Annotated in this window: 13 protein-coding genes; 6 read left to right on the top strand and 7 right to left on the bottom strand. The window is 67.7% G+C overall.

The features are described from left to right. Positions 1–3: 3 nt before the first annotated feature. From ACP693_RS16690 to ACP693_RS16675, 4 genes are all read right to left on the bottom strand, one after another. Positions 4–1,071: an ABC transporter permease gene (locus ACP693_RS16690; protein ID WP_426016567.1), complete on the bottom strand. Its 1,068-nt coding sequence runs from the start codon at positions 1,069–1,071 to the stop codon at positions 4–6. Then, complete coding sequence (locus ACP693_RS16685) at positions 1,068–1,985, bottom strand: ABC transporter ATP-binding protein (RefSeq protein WP_426016568.1); 918 nt, start codon at positions 1,983–1,985, stop codon at positions 1,068–1,070. Before ACP693_RS16685 ends, ACP693_RS16690 begins: the two co-directional genes overlap by 4 nt. Further along, positions 1,975–2,871 (bottom strand): polyprenyl synthetase family protein, encoded by an 897-nt coding sequence (locus tag ACP693_RS16680; RefSeq protein ID WP_426016569.1) that lies wholly within the window; start codon positions 2,869–2,871, stop codon positions 1,975–1,977. Before ACP693_RS16680 ends, ACP693_RS16685 begins: the two co-directional genes overlap by 11 nt. 142 nt (positions 2,872–3,013) lie before the next feature. Next, entirely contained in the window at positions 3,014–3,535 is a 522-nt protein-coding gene (locus ACP693_RS16675) for a sterol desaturase family protein (protein ID WP_426050122.1), read from the bottom strand. Between the two features lie 44 nt (positions 3,536–3,579). On the opposite strand from ACP693_RS16675, the gene ACP693_RS16670 reads away from it, so the two are divergent. Next, positions 3,580–4,320: a sterol desaturase family protein gene (locus ACP693_RS16670; RefSeq protein WP_426016572.1), complete on the top strand. Its 741-nt coding sequence runs from the start codon at positions 3,580–3,582 to the stop codon at positions 4,318–4,320. 7 nt (positions 4,321–4,327) lie between these two features. On the opposite strand, the gene ACP693_RS16665 is transcribed toward ACP693_RS16670, so the two are convergent. Together ACP693_RS16665 and ACP693_RS16660 are read right to left on the bottom strand one after the other, a co-directional pair. Next, the gene (locus tag ACP693_RS16665; protein ID WP_426016573.1) at positions 4,328–5,659 is read right to left on the bottom strand and encodes a sigma-54-dependent transcriptional regulator; all 1,332 of its coding nucleotides are present in this window, start codon (positions 5,657–5,659) and stop codon (positions 4,328–4,330) included. Continuing rightward, positions 5,659–7,413 carry a sensor histidine kinase gene (locus tag ACP693_RS16660; protein ID WP_426016575.1) on the bottom strand — a complete coding sequence of 585 codons (1,755 nt, stop codon included), beginning with the start codon at positions 7,411–7,413 and terminating at the stop codon, positions 5,659–5,661. The genes ACP693_RS16665 and ACP693_RS16660 overlap by 1 nt, the downstream gene beginning before the upstream one ends. Before the next feature lie 319 nt (positions 7,414–7,732). Here ACP693_RS16660 and ACP693_RS16655 point away from each other — a divergent pair, with 319 nt between their 5' ends. The 4 genes from ACP693_RS16655 to ACP693_RS16640 all read left to right on the top strand — a co-directional run bounded on the left by ACP693_RS16655 (position 7,733) and on the right by ACP693_RS16640 (position 14,917). After that, complete coding sequence (locus tag ACP693_RS16655) at positions 7,733–9,085, top strand: dicarboxylate/amino acid:cation symporter (protein ID WP_426019564.1); 1,353 nt, start codon at positions 7,733–7,735, stop codon at positions 9,083–9,085. Positions 9,086–9,187: 102 nt separating this feature from the next. After that, entirely contained in the window at positions 9,188–10,585 is a 1,398-nt protein-coding gene (locus tag ACP693_RS16650) for an OprO/OprP family phosphate-selective porin (protein ID WP_426016576.1), read from the top strand. A gap of 137 nt (positions 10,586–10,722) precedes the next feature. Then, positions 10,723–13,236, top strand: coding sequence for a TonB-dependent receptor (locus ACP693_RS16645; protein ID WP_426016577.1), 2,514 nt, complete (start codon positions 10,723–10,725; stop codon positions 13,234–13,236). Between the two features lie 10 nt (positions 13,237–13,246). Then, positions 13,247–14,917 (top strand): alkaline phosphatase D family protein, encoded by a 1,671-nt coding sequence (locus ACP693_RS16640; RefSeq protein WP_426016578.1) that lies wholly within the window; start codon positions 13,247–13,249, stop codon positions 14,915–14,917. A gap of 77 nt (positions 14,918–14,994) precedes the next feature. Here ACP693_RS16640 and ACP693_RS16635 read toward each other — a convergent pair whose 3' ends face one another. Then, positions 14,995–16,350, bottom strand: a complete 1,356-nt coding sequence (locus ACP693_RS16635) for an MFS transporter (RefSeq protein ID WP_426016580.1) — start codon at positions 16,348–16,350, stop codon at positions 14,995–14,997. Positions 16,351–16,560: 210 nt separating this feature from the next. On the opposite strand from ACP693_RS16635, the gene cyoA reads away from it, so the two are divergent. Further along, positions 16,561–17,790 (top strand): ubiquinol oxidase subunit II, encoded by a 1,230-nt coding sequence (cyoA, locus tag ACP693_RS16630; protein WP_426016581.1) that lies wholly within the window; start codon positions 16,561–16,563, stop codon positions 17,788–17,790. The last annotated feature ends 5 nt before the right edge of the window (positions 17,791–17,795 follow it).

The following is a 17,795-nucleotide window of genomic DNA, read 5'->3' as shown; positions in this document are numbered from 1 at the left end:
CGTTCAGCGCGCCGCGCGCCGCCGTTCCAGAACGAGCGATACGCCCAGCCCCGCCGCGCCTAGGGCCGCCAGAACCGCCCAGCCGGCGATTACGCCCGGCGTGAACTCGGCCCGCCAGATCACGGCCTGATAGGCCTCGATGGCCCAAGCGTGCGGGGTGATCCAGCCCAGGGCGCGGAAGGCCTCGGGCATCAGGAAGCGCGGCGCCATCGACCCGCCCAGCGCCGCCAGCAGCAGGACGACGAAGGTGGTCAGGGGCTGGGCCTGTTCGCGCGATCGACAGGCCGCCGTCAGCGCCAGGGCCAGGCCCGCCGCCGAAGACCCGACCAGAACCGCCGTCACGGCCGCCGCCGCCGCCTGCCATGGCGCGAGGTCAGGCAGCTTGGTCCAGGCCGCGACGAAGACGGCGGCCGACTGCATTACCCCCACGACCGTCAGCCATCCCGCCCGCCCGGCCAGGATCGGCGCCAAGCCGCCCCTCGCCAGCGCCAGTCGCGCCTGAAGCCCCGAACGGCGCTCGTCCAGTCCGCCCATGGCCCCGTGCATGGCGGCGAAAAAGACGAACATCACGCTGACCGCCCCGGCGTAATAGGCGGCCTGGACATCGCCGGTCGGACCGACCTGCACCGTCGCGACGCGCGTGGTGGGCGGCGCGACCTGGCCGGACAGGGCCGCCGCCATCGGCTCCAGCCGCGCCTGAAGCGCCGCCGCCGCCACGTCGCGACCGGCAGCGGACACCACGACGACCTGGGGCGGGCGTCCGACCGAGGGGCGGATCAGGATGCCGGCGTCCGCGCGACCGTCGATCACCGCACGCGCCAGCTCACCCGCATCCTCGACCGTGCGCAGCCGGGCGCCCATGTCGCGCGCCAGGGCGTCGTGCATCGCCGCCGTCGCCGGGGTGCGCGCCGCATCGTGCATCACCACGGCCGTGTCGATCTCGCCCCGCGCGCCCGCGCCGAAGATGGCGGCGAACAGCAGATAGACCAGGGGCGGCAACAGCAGCGTCAGCACCACCCCGGCCCGGTCGCGCCAGAAACCCCTGGCCCAGGCGCCCGCCACGGCCATCATGACGACGCCCCCGACAGATGCGCGACCAGATCGTCCAGCCCCGGCCGGCGAACCGCGACCTCGCCCCCCTCGCCATCGACCACGGCGGCCAGCATCTGGGCGACGGCGAGCGCATCGTCGCAGAGGCGACGCCATTCCAGCCTGTCGTCGGCCTGGGTCAATCCGGCCTGGGCGAACCATTGGGCGGCGGCGTCCGAGGCCGGCCGCGTCAGGCGGACGCTGAGCAGCCGCGCCGCGCCGAAGGCTTGGTGCAACAAGGCGTTCGGCGGCCCTTCCGCCAACAGCCGACCCTGCGCCAACACGCCGATCCGGTCCGCCGTATCGGACACGAAGACCGCGTCGTGGCTGATCAGCAGGCAGCCGGCGCCCGCCTTGACCGTCTCGCGCAGGGCGGCGGACAGGACGCCGCGCGTGCCGGCGTCCACCCCTTCCGTCGGCTCGTCCGCAATCAGCAATCGGGGCTGTCCGACCAGGGCGGCGCTCAGGTTCGCGCGGCGTCGCCAGCCGCCGGACAGGGTGCGCACCGACTGATCCGCGCGCGGGCCGCAGCCGGTCAGGTCGAGGGCGCGGTCCACCGCCGCGCGGCGGTCGTCGCGCGCGACCCCGCAAAGCCGCGCCGTCACCTCGACATTCTCGCGCGGCGACAGGGCGGGAAACAGGGCGCTGTCCTGGGGGGCCAGGCCGATGCGCGCGCGCGCCTGAGTTCCGTCGCCCACCGCCACGCGCCCCCGGCGCACGGGCAGCAGGCCGCAGGCGACGCGCGCCACCGTCGACTTGCCCGCGCCGTTCGCGCCCAGCAGGGCATAGACCTCACCCGCATTCAGGGTCAGGCTGAAATCCCGCAGCACCGACCGTCCGTCATAGCCGGCCTCTATTCCGTCCAGGACCAGCGCCGGCGCGACGCTAGATCCCAAGATCGGCCTGCTGGAAGAGATCGAGGACATAGAGGGTCAGGGGGCTGTCATGCCCGACCGCCTCGGCCGCCCTGGACAGGGACTGGCGCACCGCCGCGCGGACGCGCCCTTCGCCCCACAGATCGACGAAGGTGGTCGTGTCCTGATCCTGTCCCACGTCCTTGCCGACGGCGCTGGTGGTCGAACAGGCGTCCAGCAGATCGTCATAGAGCTGGAAGGCGAAACCCACCGACTCGCCGAAGGCCGACAGCCGGGCCAGGTCGTCGGCGTCGCCCCCGCCCAGCAGGCCGCCGCCGCGCACCGTCGCCACGAACAGGGCGCCGGTCTTCAGGTCGTTGATCTGACGCAGGGCCACGGCGTCCCGCTCACTCGCGTCGTCGCGCAGGTCGCGCATCTGCCCCTCGGCCAGACCGTCGAAACCGACGGCCTGCGTCAAAAGGTCCAGGGTGGCCACCCGCGTTTCGGCCGGCAGCCGGCTTTGCAGGATCAAGCGGGTGGACTGGTTGAGCAGGGCCACCGCCGCCAGCACGGCCGCATCCTCGCCATGGCGGCGATGCAGCGTTGGCTGCCCTCGCCGCAGGACCGCATCGTCCATACAGGGCAGGTCGTCCAGCACCAGAGACGCGGCATGCACCATCTCCAGCGCACAGCCGTAATCCAGCGCATCGTCGGGACGCCCGCCCACTTGGGCCGCGGCCAGCATGGCCAGGACCGGTCGGACCCGTTTGCCCTGTCCCAGCAAGGCCTCGCGCGCCGCCAGCGACAGCAGGCTGTCTGACGACGGCGCCAGTTCGGTCAGGCGTGACTGGACCCGCAGACGCAGGTCGTCGGGCGCGCAAGGTTCGCATGCCACAGGCGGCTGGGGCCTCGCGCCGACGATCGCCATACAGGTCTCCTGGTGTCGCCGACCGTCGCGTTGCGACGACGATCCGAACCGTTGTGATCGCATACGGCATCACGACCGCGTCGGATGCAAGCCGCCGTCGCCGTGTTTCCCGGTCAGGAGAGACTCAAGAAAACCGGCTGGCTCAGACGCTATTGGTCGAAGAGCCGCGCTTCTGGGTCAGTTCGGCCTTCAGCGCCCGCGCCGACCGCACCCACAGAAAGCCGAACGAGACGCAGCCTTCTTTCGTCCGCACCGCGTGGTGCAGGCGGTGGGCCTGGATGCGCCGCGTCCAGAAGCCTGACCGGCCTTCGACGCCGGTCGGGAATCGCCGATGCACCAGGCCGTCGTGGAAGTAGAAATAGATCATCCCATAGGCCGTCACGCCCAGGCCGATCGGCAGTGCCCAGGCCCAGACGTGCAGGCCCAGCGCGATCAGGACGATCGCCGGCGCCGCGAACACCACGGCGAACAGGTCGTTCTTTTCCAGAACATCGTCGTGCGGTTCGTGGTGGCTGCGGTGCCAGTCCCACAGCAGGCCGTGCATGACGTAGCGATGCATGGCCCAGGCGAAGACCTCCATCCCGAAGACGGTCACAAGGAACAGCAGGATCATCACCGGCAAGGCCATGATCGCATCATAGGCGGTTTGAACAGCGCCCGCCACGACTTGACCCGGACATATGTTTGGCCGTCTGTGCGCCCATGTTGATGGACCTGCTCGTCACGACCCTCGCGCTCAGCCTGATCATCGGCTTGCGCTATCTGCTGGTCGGCGTTGCGACCCACTGGCTGTTGTGGGCCGGGCCGGGGCGGGGGCGCCAGCTGAACCACAAGGCGCCGTCCGGAAAACGCATCCGCGCGGAAATCGTCGCCTCACTGATTTCCTGCCCGATCTACGCCCTGCCGGCCGCCCTGGTGCTGGAGCTTTGGAAGCGGGGCGGGACGGCGATCTATGGCGATATTCACGCCTGGCCGCTGTGGTGGCTGCCGGTCAGCTTCGTCGTCTATATGCTGGCCCACGACGCCTTCTACTATTGGGTCCATCGGGGGCTGCACCACCCGCGCGTCTTCCCCTGGGCCCATGCCGAGCACCATCGGTCGCGCGACCCCAGCGCCTTCGCCTCCTTCGCCTTCGATCCGGCCGAGGCCGTCGCCACCGCCTGGTTCCTGCCGACGCTGGCCCTGTTCGTGCCGATCCATTGGGGCGTGGCGCTGGCCCTACTGACCCTGATGACCGCCACGGCCGTGTTGAACCACGCCGGCCGCGAGGTCTGGCCCGCGTCCTGGCTGAGCCGCGCGCCCCTAAGCTGGTTCATCACAGCCACCCACCACGACGCCCATCACAAGCGTTTCAACGGCAACTACGGTCTCTATTTCCAGATGTGGGACCGTTGGGCCGGAAGCGAGATTTCACAGCGACGCGACACTTCGGCTGATCGTCCGCGATAGCGCAGCTTCACCGGAAGGCGGCGGGTTTCAATCCATGTCGCTGGAGCTTGTCGTAAAGGGTCTTTCTGGGAACCTGGAGTTCATTGAGGACGGCGCCGATGTCGCCGCGATGGGCGTTAAGGGCGTCGCGCAGCAGTTCCGCTTCGAAGCGGTTCATTCGTTCCGGCAAGCTAAGGCCCTGCTCGTGAGGACGCGACGCGTCATCCAGCGACAGGGCGACGCGTTCTGCGAAGTGGGCCAGTTCGCGGATGTTGCCGGGCCAGTCGGCCTCGACCAGCAGACGCCGAACATTGTCGCCGACGGCAGGCGGTTCGATCCCGTGGCGATCGGCCGCGCGGCGCAGGAAGTGGGCGAAGAGCAGGGGGATGTCCTCGCGCCGTTCGCGCAAGGGCGGCACACGCAGCCGCACCACGTTCAGCCGGTAATACAGGTCTTCGCGAAAGGCGCCCGTGCGCGCCGCCTCGCCCAGGTCTATCTTCGAAGAGGCCAGAATCCGCAGGTCCAGGGCGCGGGGTTCGTTGGCGCCGATGGGGTGCACCTCGCGTTCCTCCAGCACCCGCAGCATCTTGACCTGGACGGCTAAGGGCATGCTCTCGACCTCGTCCAGGAACAGGGAGCCGTTATGCGCCCGCTCCACATGGCCGACGCGGCGACGCAGGGCGCCGGCGAAGGCGCCCAGCTCATGGCCGAAAAGTTCGCTTTCGATCAATCCATCGGGCAGGGCGCCGCAGTTGACCGCGACGAAGGCGGCCAGCCGGCGTCGGCCGCCGTTGTGAAGGGCGCGCGCGACCGCCTCCTTGCCGGTTCCGGTCTCGCCCTCGATCAGCACGTCCATTCTGGCGTCGGCGATCTGGGCGATGGTGGCGCGAAGGGCGGTGATCGCGCGAGATGACCCGGCCAGCGGCAGCTCCTGCCCGCCATCCGAGGCCATGGCCAGCAGGCGGCGGTTCTCCAGCACCAGGCCGCGTTTCTCAAGCGCCCGGTTCAGGCTGTCCTGAAGGCGTTCGAACGGGAAGGGTTTGGCGACGAAATCATAGGCGCCGTCTTTCATGGCCGCCACGGCGTCGGTGATGTCGCCGTGGCCGGTGATCATGATGACCGGCAGGGCGGGGTCCAGCGCCTGCAGGCGACTGAGCAGCTGGCGGCCGTCCAGGCCGGGCATCCGCAGGTCGGTGACGACGACGCCGGGGAAGTCGGCGTCGATCCCCCTCAGCGCTGGCTCGGCGCCGGCGAAGGCGCGCACGTCATAGCCTTCCAGCGTCAGGCGCTCGACCAGGGCCTGGCGGAAGTCGGCGTCGTCCTCGATCAGGGCGACGGCGTTGGGGCGGGCGAACTCCATCAGGCGATCCTCAGCGTGGCGACGAAGGTCGCGCCTTCGCCCTCGTCGATCAGGTCAAGCTCACCGCCGAAACCGGCGATCAGATCCCGACAGATAACCAGGCCAAGGCCCAGGCCATTGGCGCGGGTGGTGACGAAGGGGGTGAACAGCTGGGCGCGCACGGCGGGCGGCACGCCGGGGCCGTTGTCGGAAATGATAAGGCGAACACGGTCGCCCTCGCGCGTGACCTTCAGCATCAGCCGTGGCCGGTCGCGGCCTTCCAGCGCCTCGGCGGCGTTCTTGACCAGGTTGACGATCACCTGTTCCAGCCTGAAACGGTCGGCGCGTACGGTGACGTCGGCCTCGCCCTCGCGGATCAGTTCGACGCCGCCCTCGTCCAGCCGACCTCTGATCAGCAACAGGGCGCCGTGAATGGCGTCTTCCAGCCGGACCACGCCGATCTTGGGGTCCGACTTTCTGGAGAAGATCCGTAGCCCTTCGGTGATGGCGCCGATGCGCTGGGTCAGGTCGCCGATACGCGCCAGGGCGCCGCGCGCCTTTTGCGGCTCGTCGCGGTCCAGCAGGACGCCGGCGGTTTCGGCCTGGGTCTGGATGGCCGCGACCGGCTGGTTGATCTCATGCGCCACGCTGGCCACGATCTGGCCCAAGGCCGCCAGCTTGCTGGCCTGGACCAGTTCGTCGCGAAGCAGTTCGCGAGCGGTCTCGGCGCGGCGGCGCTCCTCGATCTGGCGGTTCAGGGCTGCGTTGGCGTCGCGCAGTTCGCGAGTGCTTTCGTCGATCCGCCGTTCCAGCTCCAACCGGGCGAGTTCATCGGCGCGGCCGCGCACCAAGGCCAGCTGGCGACGGCGCAAGAGAAGCACGATCACGCCGCCTAGAAGGACAAGCACAAGCACTGCAAACGCGCGGGCGGTCGTGACCGCAGTCTCGATGGCGCCGCGCGTCGGAGACAGCAGATGCAGGGTCCAGCCGGGGGTCTCTGTAGCGACTGCGGCGTGCATCCAGGTCTGCCTGGGGCCATCGACGGACGTCTGGACCAGACGCGGACGATCGCCTGGCGGAGGGCTGAAGGGGAGGGGGCGGAGAGCCTGGGGCTGAAGCGTCTGGTCCGTCAGCGTCAGGCGTCGGCGATGCGCATCCAGCGCCTTGGTTGTCCGAAACCGCCAGTCCGGCACGCTCGTGATCAGGACGACGCCTCCGGGACCGACGACGAAGGCCGGTTCGCCCGACGCGCGCCATTCGGCCTCCAGGGCGTTGAACTCGACCTTGACGACCACAACGCCCAGGGGGCGGGCGTCAGGTCCGTCCACACGGCGCGCAAGATAAAGACCGGGGCGACGCGACACCGTGCCCAGGGCGAAAAACTCGGCCTGGCCATCGCGCATCGCATTGATGAAATAGGGCCTGAAGCTGTAGTCCGCACCGACGAAGCTGGTGGGCAGACGCCAGTTGCTGGCGGCTCGCGTTCGGCCATCGACCCCGATGACGTAGATGGCGGCGGCGCGTGTCTGGCTCGCCAGACCTTCAAGTTTCTTGCTGACGCCATTGCCCGCAGTATCCGGCCCGGCGGTCAGCAGATCGGCGATGTCGGGATCTCCGGCCAGGGCGACAGGCAAGGAGCGATGTTTTTCCAGCTCGCTGCGCAGGACGGCGGCATGGAGCGCGGCCGCAGCATCGGCCTGGCGAGCCAGTTCTGCCGTGGCGTCGCCGCGGGCGGCCTCGCCGGCGCCGAATGCGATGACGGCTGTGATCAGCATCCACCCGACAGCGAGCGCCAGCCAAGTTCGTCGGGTCTGGTTTACGCAGGCATCGATGGAAGCGGATGTCGTCATCGCGCCACTGTGCGGATTATCGCACTAACTCGCTAGTCCCTTGCGCGAAAAACCGCACCAGCACCAGGTGTTGCGAAAGCCGATGCAGAAAAAAATCAACTAAAACAACGTATTGATAAAGTTCGGGTCTCGGTTTCTGCCTGTGGTCGAAATCACGGATTGTGGGTCGAACGGAGCGTGGCGAAGACCGCGCCCATCGAGGAAACCGCGAGATCGCGTTCTCGCCCATCAGGAGCCTATCGTGATCCAGATATCGTCAGAGGCCGCGCCCGTGGTCCGCAAGCCCTTCTATCGGCATCTCTACTTCCAGGTTCTCCTCGCCATTTTCGCCGGCGGCCTCATTGGGCATTTCTTCCCCGCGTTCGGCGAGAGTCTGAAGCCGCTGGGCGACGCCTTCATCAAGCTGGTGAAGATGATCATCGCGCCGGTGATCTTCCTGACCATCGTCACTGGCATCGCCGGGATGCGCGACATCGGCCGGGTCGGCCGGGTCGCCGCCAAAGCCTTCGCCTACTTCCTGACCTTCTCGACGCTCGCACTGATCATCGGCATGATCGTGGCCAACCTGGTTCAGCCGGGCAACGGGCTGAACATCGATCCGGCCAGCCTGGATGCGAGCGCGGTCTCCAAATATTCCGAACAGGCGCACGAGACGACCATCGTCGGCTTCCTGACCAGCATCATCCCAGACACGTTCGTCAGCGCCTTCTCCGAAGGCAACATCCTGCAGGTGCTGTTCGTCTCTGTGCTGTTCGGCCTTGCGCTGGCCATGATCGGCGATGTCGGCAAGCCTGTCCTGAACTTCCTGGAATCGATCAGCACGGCCTTCTTCAAGCTGGTCGCCATCCTGATGAAGGCTGCGCCGATCGGCGCATTCGGGGCCTTCGCCTTCACCATCGGAAAATACGGCATCGGCTCGATCGCCAACCTGGCCGCGCTGGTCGCCACCTTCTATGCGACCGCCGCCATCTTCGTCGTCGGGGTGTTGGGCCTTGTCGGTTGGGCCAACGGCTTCAACATCCTGAAGCTGATCCGCTATCTGAAGGAAGAGCTGTTGCTGGTGCTGGGCACTTCCTCGTCCGAGGCGGCCTTGCCGAGCCTGCTGCAGAAGATGGAGCGGGCTGGCGCCTCCAAGTCCGTGGTCGGCCTGGTCGTGCCGACGGGTTATTCGTTCAATCTGGACGGCACCAACATCTATATGACGATGGCGGCGCTGTTCATCGCACAGGCCCTGAACATCGACCTCAGCCTTCAGGACCAGATCGTGCTGCTGCTGGTCGCCATGCTCAGCTCCAAGGGCGCGGCGGGCATCACCGGCGCCGGCTTCATCACCCTGGCGGCCACCCTGTCGGTCGTGCCGGCCGTGCCTGTCGCGGGCATGGCGCTGATCCTCGGCATCGACCGCTTCATGAGCGAATGCCGGGCCCTGACCAACTTCATCGGCAATGCGGTGGCCACCATCGTCGTGGCCCGGTGGGAAGGCGATCTGGACCGCGACGCGCTGCGAGACGCTTTGAACGGCGCGCCCCGTCCGATCGCGGCTCAGCCCGATCCGGCCGCCGGACCCGGCGACAAGGCGCTCATCACCGCCGACTAAGGCGTCTTCAAGAGGGTAGGCGGCGTCAGAGCGCCGTCTGCCCTCGGCGCGCAACGCCATGCAGCGCTGACCAATCCCGCAATCGCGAATTTCAGGTAGATCATGCACATTCACCGCTCTTTCGCGGCGGGTGTCGGCCTTGCCGCGCTCGCCACCTCCGCCTTCGCCCAGTCGGCGCCGTCCGCCGACGAGATCGCCGCTCTGCGCGCTCAGGTGCAGGCCCTGTCCGCCCGCCTCGAACAGCTTGAGGCCCAGTCGCGGACGGCGGCTCCGGTTCAGACCGCACCCGCCGTCGCAGGATCCCCGGCCGCCGTCGCGCCGCGTCCGGTTCAAACCGCCGCCGCGACGGCCGCGCCGGCTCCCGCGCCTGTCGATTGGGCCACGGGCCTCCCTGAACTGCGCAGCCCTGACGGCGCCTTCAGCTTCAAGCCGCGCATCCGCATCACGGCCGACCTGTCCAACACATTCGGCTCGGACTTCGATGGTCGCAACCTCACCACGACCGAGTTGCGCGGCCTGCGCCTGGGCGGCCAGGGCAAGATCGCCGGCGGCTTCACCTACTGGATCGAAGCCGACCTCGCCGACAACGCCGTCAGCGTCGCCAACGCCTTCGTCGCCTATAACACCAAGATCGGCGGCCGCGACCTGGAGGTCTCGGCCGGCCAGCGCCTGAACGACCGCGGCGTCGAGGGCGGGACGGCGGAAGACGTGGTTCCCTTCCTGGAACGCAGCCTGATGGTCTCGACCATCGGTCCGGAACGCGGCGCCTATGGGGTCGGCGTGACCTCCAAACTGACCGGCAGCGTCTGGCACGCTTCGCTCTCGGTGACCGGCGACGCCATCAGCACCGGCACAGCCAATGACAGCGTCACCCTGATGGGCCGCACCCACTGGTCGCCGTTCAAGACCGACGCCGGCTTCCTGCATCTCGGCGGCTGGGGCTTCGTCGAGGACCTGACGCCGAACGCCTCGGTCGCCTCGCGCAGCCTGGTCGTCTCGTCGCGCAGCAACGACAATCTGCGTCTGTCGGGCGGAACGATCGCCGATCCCAAGGGCAGCAAGGGCCTCGGTCTGGAACTGGGCGGCGTGCATCGCTCGGGCTGGCTGATGGCCGAAGGCGGCAAGCGCGTCGTCGAGACCGCCGCGCGCGACTTCGATCAGGACGCCTACAGCCTCTCCGCCGGCTTCTTCATCACGGGCGAGAAACCGCCGCTTTCGCCCCGCACCGGAACCTGGGGCCGACCCAAGGTGCTGAACCCGCTGGGGACCGACGGCTACGGCGCGGTCGAGATCGTCGGCCGCTACGACACCGCCGACTACAGCGACAACCCGACCGGCGGCGAAGCCGACACCTGGTTGCTGGGCGTCAACTGGTACCCCACGAACAACACCCGCGTTTCCGCCCACTGGAGCGCCTGGTCGGTCGATAACCGCACCGGGACCTTCATCGGCGACGACAGCGGCAACACCGCCACCGTCCGCGTCCAGACCGCCTTCTGACGACCTTCTAGATCAGTAGGCGGATCAACCGTCGCCGCATCGTCTCGACCTCGTCGTCAAGGCGATGCGGGGATGTCGTCGCCCCGACATGGGCGCGGCGTAGGCAGCCCCCAGATTAGTCGAATCTGGGGGATCAGATGTCCAAGACCACATTGAAGACGCGCCTGCTGGCGGCCGCGACCCTGACGGGCGCCATGACGGCTGGATCGGCCGCATGGGCGCAGGAGCAGGCGCAGGTCAGCAGCGTCGAAGACGTCATCGTCACCGCGCAGCTGCGTGAGCAGAAGACCATCGACGTGCCGTTCGCCCTGACGGCCTATTCGGGTCAGTTCCTGGAAGACCTGGGCATTCAGGAGTTCGAACAGCTGTCGGCCTTCGTGCCGGGCTTCCTGGTTCAGAACCAGTCGCCGAACAATCCGGGCTTCGTGATGCGCGGCATCACCTCCGATTCCGGCGCCGCGACCTCCGAGGCTCGCGTGTCGGTGTTCCAGGACGGCGTGTCTATCTCCAAGTCGCGGGGCTCCTATGTCGAGCTGTTCGACCTGGAGCGCGTCGAGATCGCCAAGGGGCCGCAATCGACCCTGTACGGGCGCGGCGCCCTGATCGGCGCGGTCAATCTGGTGCAAAACCGCGCGCGTCCCGGCGAGACCGAAGCCTATGCCAATATCGAGGCCGGCAACGACGGCTACCGCATGGTTGAAGGCGCGCTGAACCTGCCGGTCGGCGAGACCGCAGGCCTGCGCCTGGCCACGCGGCTGAAGACGCGCGGCGGCTCGGTCGAGAACCTGCGGGGCGGCGAGGATTTCAACGCCATCGAAACCCGCGCCTTCCGTCTGTCGGGCGCCTGGACGCCGTCGGACGCGATGCGGTTCGACGTGATCGGCAACTACCAGAAGGACAACGCCTCGGGCACATCGTTCAAGTCCATCGCCTATGCGCCGGCCGATCCGAACACCGGCGCCGTGCTGGGCGGCAAAGAACCGTGGGAGGGCGCGGCCCTGACGCGGGGCGCCGCGTTCGACGGCGGCAAGGCGCTGGGTCTGGACCGCGAGGTCTGGGGCGTGACGGGTCTGGCGCGCATCGACCTGAACGCCGCCTGGAGCCTGAACGCGACCACGGCCTATCGCGAGTTCACCAACTACGAGACGTTCGACGCCGACGGCGTGTCCCTGCCGCTGCTGACCGCGGCCGAGGATACGCACGGCGAACAGTGGAGCCAGGACCTGCGCCTGGGCTTCGACAATGGCGGTCGTCTGACGGGCTTCGTCGGCGCCGGCTGGTTCCATGAGGAAGGCTACCAGCGCACCCCGACGCAGTTCGACGAGCGCCTGATCCTGGCCCAGCTGTCGGGGCTGCTGGACGGTTCGCCCACGACGGTCGGCGACCGGACGCTGCCGCTGGCCGCCTATCCGGCCATCGCCCAGGCCGCGCTGGGCGGTCTGCTGACGCCGCTGGGCGCCGGCGCCTTCGCCACGCCGATCGCCGCCAATCTGAAGTCGGCCCATATCGAGACGCCGATCAACAGCTCGGAACTGACGTCCTATGACGTCTTCGCCGACGCCACATACGCCTTCACCGACCAGTTCGAAGTGTCGGCGGGCGTTCGCTACACCCGCGACGACAAGACGACGGGCTTCGCCAACTCGGTCCAGAGCCGTTCGACCCTGGGCGCCCTGCTGGCGTTGCAGGCCGGCGCCATTCCGGCGGCGCAGGTTCCGACCTTCCTCGGCGCCCTGGCCAACCCGGCCTATCTGGCCATTCCCGCCAGCGCCTTCCCGCTGTTCGGCCTGATCGCCCAGCCGACCGCCAACAATGGCGACTTCGCCTATTTCGACTCCGAGGATGACGGCGTGACCTGGCGTCTGACGGCGCGCTACGCCTTGAGCGACGACACGAACGTCTATGCCAACTATGCGCGCGGTCGCCGCCCGGAAGTGATCAGCGCCTCGGCCCCGTCGGCGCCGCTGGGCTCGCCCCGCTTCGCAGCCGTCGATGCCGAGACGGTCGACAGCTATGAGGTCGGCGCCAAGTCGTCGCTGCTGGACGGTCGCCTGCGCGTCGATGGCGCGGTGTTCCTGTACGACTATCAGAACTTCCAGACGACGGTTCAGGAAGGCACGACCTTCATCGTCACCAACGCCGGCGAGGCCAAGTCTTATGGCTTCGAGACCCAGGCCAACTTCGCCGTCACGTCGAACTTCGACCTGTTCGCCACCTATGCCTACAACCACTCGCGGTTCGAGAACGGCATCTACGACGGCAACCAGTTCCGCCTGTCGCCGGACAACGCCGCCTCGATCGGCGCGACCTGGCGCCTGCCGGTCAGCGGCGGCGAGATCGCGGTTCAGCCGACCTACACCTGGCAGTCCAAGGTCTTCTTCAGCGACGACAACGACCTGCCGGCGCTGCAGAGCCGCAACATCGTGCCCGACCGGGTTCAGGACGAGTATCAGGACGCCTACGGCCTGCTGAACCTGCGTGTCCGCTACACCCCGGACTCGGGTGGCTGGGGCGTCGAAGCCTTCGGCGAGAACGTGCTGGACGAGGAATACATCAAGGACGCCGGCAATACGGGCGACGGCCTAGGCATGCCGACCTTCATCGCCGGACGGCCTGCGTCGTACGGCCTCGTGTTCAAGCTGAAGCTCTGAGGATCTGACGATGAAAATGGATCGCCGCAGTCTTCTGGGTCTTCTCGGCGCGGGGGCGGCGTCGCCAGCCGTTGCGCAGGCGACCAACACCGGATCGGTCGCCTTCCTGCATGGGGTGGCCAGCGGCGATCCCGACACGCGTTCGGCCGTCTTCTGGACCCGCGTCACCCCGGCCGATCCGTCGGTCGGGGAGGTCGCCGTGGTGCTGGAAGTCGCACATGACGCCGGGTTCGGCGACATCGTGCGCCGCTCGACCGGCCTGCGCGCGCGGGCCGAGCGGGACTTCACCGTCAAGCACGACCTGGACGGCCAGGGTCTGGAGCCGGGGGCCGAGTATTTCTATCGCTTCGTCGCCAATGGCGTGACCTCGCCGGTCGGGCGGGTGCGGACCTTGCCTGAGGGTGCGACGGCTGATCTGGCCCTGGCCGTGGTGTCGTGCCAGCTTTATCCTGGCGGGCTGTTCAATGCCTATGACGCCCTGTCGAAGCTGGATCGGCTGGACGCCGTCGTCCACCTGGGCGACTACATCTACGAATATGGGGCCGAGCCGTCCGACTATGGCATGAGTTCGGGCGCGGCCCTGGGGCGGGTTCCGCAGCCGCCGCACGAGATCGTGAGCCTGGCCGACTATCGGACGCGCCACGCCCAGTACAAGAGCGATACCGACCTGCAGGCCGCCCATGCCCGCGCGCCCTTCATCTGCGTGTGGGATGATCACGAGGTGGCCAACGACGCCTGGATGATGGGCGCCGAGAACCATCAGGCCGAGACCGAGGGCGACTTCGCGACCCGCAAGACGGCGGCCCTTCGCGCCTATTACGAATGGATGCCGATCCGCGAGCCCAAGGCCGGCGCGCTGAACGAGGCGATCAACCGCAGCTTCGACTTCGGCGACCTGGCCAGCCTGGTCATGGTCGAGACGCGACTCCTGGCGCGCGGCGAGCAGATGACTTTCGCCGACATCCCCAAGACGGCGGAAGGCGCGCCGGATGTCGCGGCGTTCGAGGCGCTGCGCCAGGCGCCGGACCGCGACCTGCTGGGCGAGCGTCAGCGTCAGTGGATCGGCGAGACGTTGGCCCGCTCCAAGGCGGCGGGGCGTCCGTGGCAGATCCTGGGCAATCAGGTGGTGATGGCCAAGGTCAAGGGACCGGACATCTCGCGCATGATGCCGCCGGAGCAGGTCCAGCAGATGCTCGCGAGCCTGGCGGACGATGTCCGACCGCAAATCGAGGCGGCGATCCAGCTGTTCAAGCTGGGCCTGCCGTTCAATCTGGACAGCTGGGACGGTTATCCGGCCGGGCGCGAGCGCCTGTACGAGACCTTTGCGGCGGCGGACGTGACGCCCATCGTCCTGGCGGGTGACAGCCATGCCTTCTGGGTCAACGAACTGCATGACAGTGCAGGCGCGCGCCGGGCGGTGGAGTTCGGCACGTCATCGATCTCAAGCCCGTCGCCGGGCGACCATGTCGGCGGCCTGCCGCTGGGCGTGGCGCTGTCGGCGGCCAATCCTGAGGTCAAGTTCTGTGATCAGACATCCAAGGGATATGTGCTGCTGAACGTCGCCCGAGATCAGGTCGTCGGCGAGCTGTGGGCCGTATCGACCATCGCCGCCAAACCCTATGAGCTGAAGAAGGTGAAGACCTTCGCCGTCTCGCCGCAGAGCGACCTGACGGAAGTCTGACCAAACCCATAGGCCCAAAAGCGACACGGCCCGCAGGCGACTGCGGGCCGTGTTTTTTGTGCGCGGTGAAGCGGGGATCAGGCCGGCTTGGCGCGGTCCTTGTCGGAGGAGCTGCGGGCCAGTTCGCGGTTCAGCCACAGAGCTACAAGTGTGCAGATGGCGCCCGACAGCAGATAGGCGCCGGCGGCGATCAGGCCGAACTGGCTGGAGATCCACAGGGCCGCCAGCGGGGCGAAGCCTGCGCCGAAGAGCCAGGCCAGGTCCGATGTGAGGGCCGAGGAGGTGTAGCGATGGGTCAGGCTGAAGCTGGACGCCACCGGACCCGAGGCCTGACCGAACGACAGGCCCAGCAGGATGAAGCCGGAGATCATGAAGGTCAGCTCGCCCGCCGCCCCGCCGTTCAGCAACTGCGGCGCAAAGCCCGAGAAGGCGGCGATGCCGGCGGCGGTGATCGCCAGCAGGGTGCGGCGGCCATAGCGGTCGGCCAGCACACCCGACGCCAGGATAGCGATCAGGCCGAACACAGCGCCCACCATCTCGATCATCAGAAAGCGCACAGGCGTCTCGTTGGTGAACAGGAAGACCCACGAGAGCGGGAAGACCGTGACCATGTGGAACATGGCGAAGCTGGCGAGGGGGGCGAAGGCGCCGATGGCGATCTTGGGGCCTTCGGCGCGCAGGGCCTGCGACACGGGGGTGGGCTGAAGCTCGCGGGTCTCGAACAGCTTCTGGAAGGCGGGCGTCACCACGATACGCAGGCGGGCGAACAGGGCGACCACATTGATGGCGAAGGCCACGAAGAATGGATAGCGCCAGCCCCAGTCCAGGAAGTCGGGGGCCGACAGGGTGTTCAGGAAGAAGGCGAACAGGGCCGAGGCGACCAGCAGGCCGATGGGCGCGCCGAGTTGCGGGATCATGGCGTACCAGCCGCGCTTGCCCTCCGGCGCATTCAGCGCCAGCAGCGAGGCCAGACCGTCCCAGGTGCCGCCCAGTGCGACGCCCTGGCCGATGCGGGTGAGGGCCAGCAGCACCGGCGCCCACATGCCGATGCTTTCATAGCTGGGGATGAAGGCGACCGACACGGTGGAGGTGCCCAGCAGGAGTAGGGCGGTCGTCAGCTTGGCGCCACGCCCGAACTTGCGGTCGATGGCGATGAACAGGACCGTGCCCAGCGGGCGGAACAGGAAGGCGAGGGCGAAGATCGCAAACGACAGCAGCGTGCCGCCCACCGCGCCCGCGTAGGGGAAGATCAATTGCGGGAAAACGACCACCGAGGCGATGGCGTAAACAAAGAAGTCGAAAAACTCGGAAGTTCGGCCGATAATGACGCCGATGGCGATTTCGCCCGCATCCACCTTGCCATGGTGGTGCGAGTTTATCTTGGCGGCGTCGCGTTCCAGCGACTCTGACGAGGGGGTCGTCGAGGCGGACATGGGCTTGGTCGCTCCGTGTGAGACAGGATTATCAGGCGTACGGCCGATTGCCGCATTATGACCGGGCGCCCTTTGCGATGAAAGCGGCCTCAAGAGGATAGGACAGATTGTCCAATGTCGTTCCAGAACGAAGCTGACTATCCCGCAGCCTACGAACGCCAACCGTCGCGGCGCCTCCCCCTCGCCCGATGCTTTTCGATTGGATCCGCCTTGCGCCGTCTGCGCCTACTCCTGCTCGCGCCCCTCGTGGCCCTGCTGTCGGCCTGCAATCTGGTCGTGCTGAACCCTGCCGGCGACGTCGCCGCCCAGCAGGGCGACCTGCTGATGATCTCCACGCTGCTGATGTTGATCATCATCGTGCCGGTGATGGCGCTGATCGTCTTCTTCGCCTGGAAGTATCGGGCGTCGAACAAGGAGGCCGAGGCCGAGTATCAGCCCGACTGGGATCACTCCACGTCGCTGGAGCTGGTCATCTGGGCCGCGCCGCTGATGATCATCATCTGCCTGGGCGCCCTGACCTGGGCCGGCACCCACCTGCTGGACCCCTATCGTCCGATCGACCGGATCAAGCCGGGTCAGGCCGTCGACGAGAGCGTCGAGCCGCTGCAGGTCAACGTCGTCGCGCTCGACTGGAAGTGGATGTTCATATACCCGCAGTACGGCATCGCCACGGTCAATGAACTGGCCGCGCCGATCGACCGTCCGATCCGTTTCCACATCACCTCGTCCTCGGTGATGAACAGCTTCTACATTCCCGCCCTGGCCGGCCAGATCTACGCCATGCCGGGCATGGAGACGAAGCTGCACGCCGTGATCAACCGTCCGGGCGAATACGAAGGCTTCTCGGCCAACTACTCCGGCGACGGCTTCTCCAACATGCGCTTCGCCTTCCACGGCCTGGACCAAGCCGGTTTCGACCAGTGGGTGTCGGGCGTGCGCCAGGGCGGCCAGACGCTGGATCGCGATCAGTATCTGGAGCTGGAAAAGCCCAGCGAGAAGGTGCCTGTCCTGCACTTCGGCGCCGTCGATGGCGCGCTGTGGGACGCCATCCTCAACATGTGCGTCGAGCCGGGCAAGATGTGCATGGGCGAGATGATGGCCATCGACCGCCAGGGCGGCCTGAGCATGGCGTCGGTGCGCAACACCATGCCGCTAGTTTACGACAAATACGCCGGGCGCGGTAAGTCGCCGGCCTATTTCGGGTCGAACGAAAGCTACGTCATGACCATCTGCACACCGTTGCAAGCCGAGGCCGCCGCCGCCGACCGCATGCGTCGCGCGGAACTGGACACCGTCGTCGGTCCCACCAGCCTGGAGCGTCTGACCGGGCAGGGGCTGTCGCCCAAACAGACCCCCATGGCCTCGCTGACGACCCTGGCCCGCAATCCCTTCGCTACGGGGCCGGTTCCGACCGACATCCGTTCCGCCCCCAACGCCTGAGCGAA

This window comes from Brevundimonas sp. TWP1-3, from assembly GCF_049896085.1.
GTDB lineage: Bacteria > Pseudomonadota > Alphaproteobacteria > Caulobacterales > Caulobacteraceae > Brevundimonas.
Note: the sequence above shows the minus strand (reverse complement) of the source record. Positions and strands in the feature narration are given on the sequence as shown.

Coding starts and splice junctions, on each gene's coding strand:
- ACP693_RS16690 (WP_426016567.1), bottom strand. CDS start 1,071: ATGATGGCCGTGGCGGGCGCCTGGGCCAGGGGTTTCTGGCGCGACCGG.
- ACP693_RS16680 (WP_426016569.1), bottom strand. CDS start 2,871: ATGGCGATCGTCGGCGCGAGGCCCCAGCCGCCTGTGGCATGCGAACCT.
- ACP693_RS16670 (WP_426016572.1), top strand. CDS start 3,580: ATGGACCTGCTCGTCACGACCCTCGCGCTCAGCCTGATCATCGGCTTG.
- ACP693_RS16665 (WP_426016573.1), bottom strand. CDS start 5,659: ATGGAGTTCGCCCGCCCCAACGCCGTCGCCCTGATCGAGGACGACGCC.
- ACP693_RS16660 (WP_426016575.1), bottom strand. CDS start 7,413: ATGCTGATCACAGCCGTCATCGCATTCGGCGCCGGCGAGGCCGCCCGC.
- ACP693_RS16650 (WP_426016576.1), top strand. CDS start 9,188: ATGCACATTCACCGCTCTTTCGCGGCGGGTGTCGGCCTTGCCGCGCTC.
- ACP693_RS16645 (WP_426016577.1), top strand. CDS start 10,723: ATGTCCAAGACCACATTGAAGACGCGCCTGCTGGCGGCCGCGACCCTG.
- ACP693_RS16640 (WP_426016578.1), top strand. CDS start 13,247: ATGAAAATGGATCGCCGCAGTCTTCTGGGTCTTCTCGGCGCGGGGGCG.
- ACP693_RS16635 (WP_426016580.1), bottom strand. CDS start 16,350: ATGTCCGCCTCGACGACCCCCTCGTCAGAGTCGCTGGAACGCGACGCC.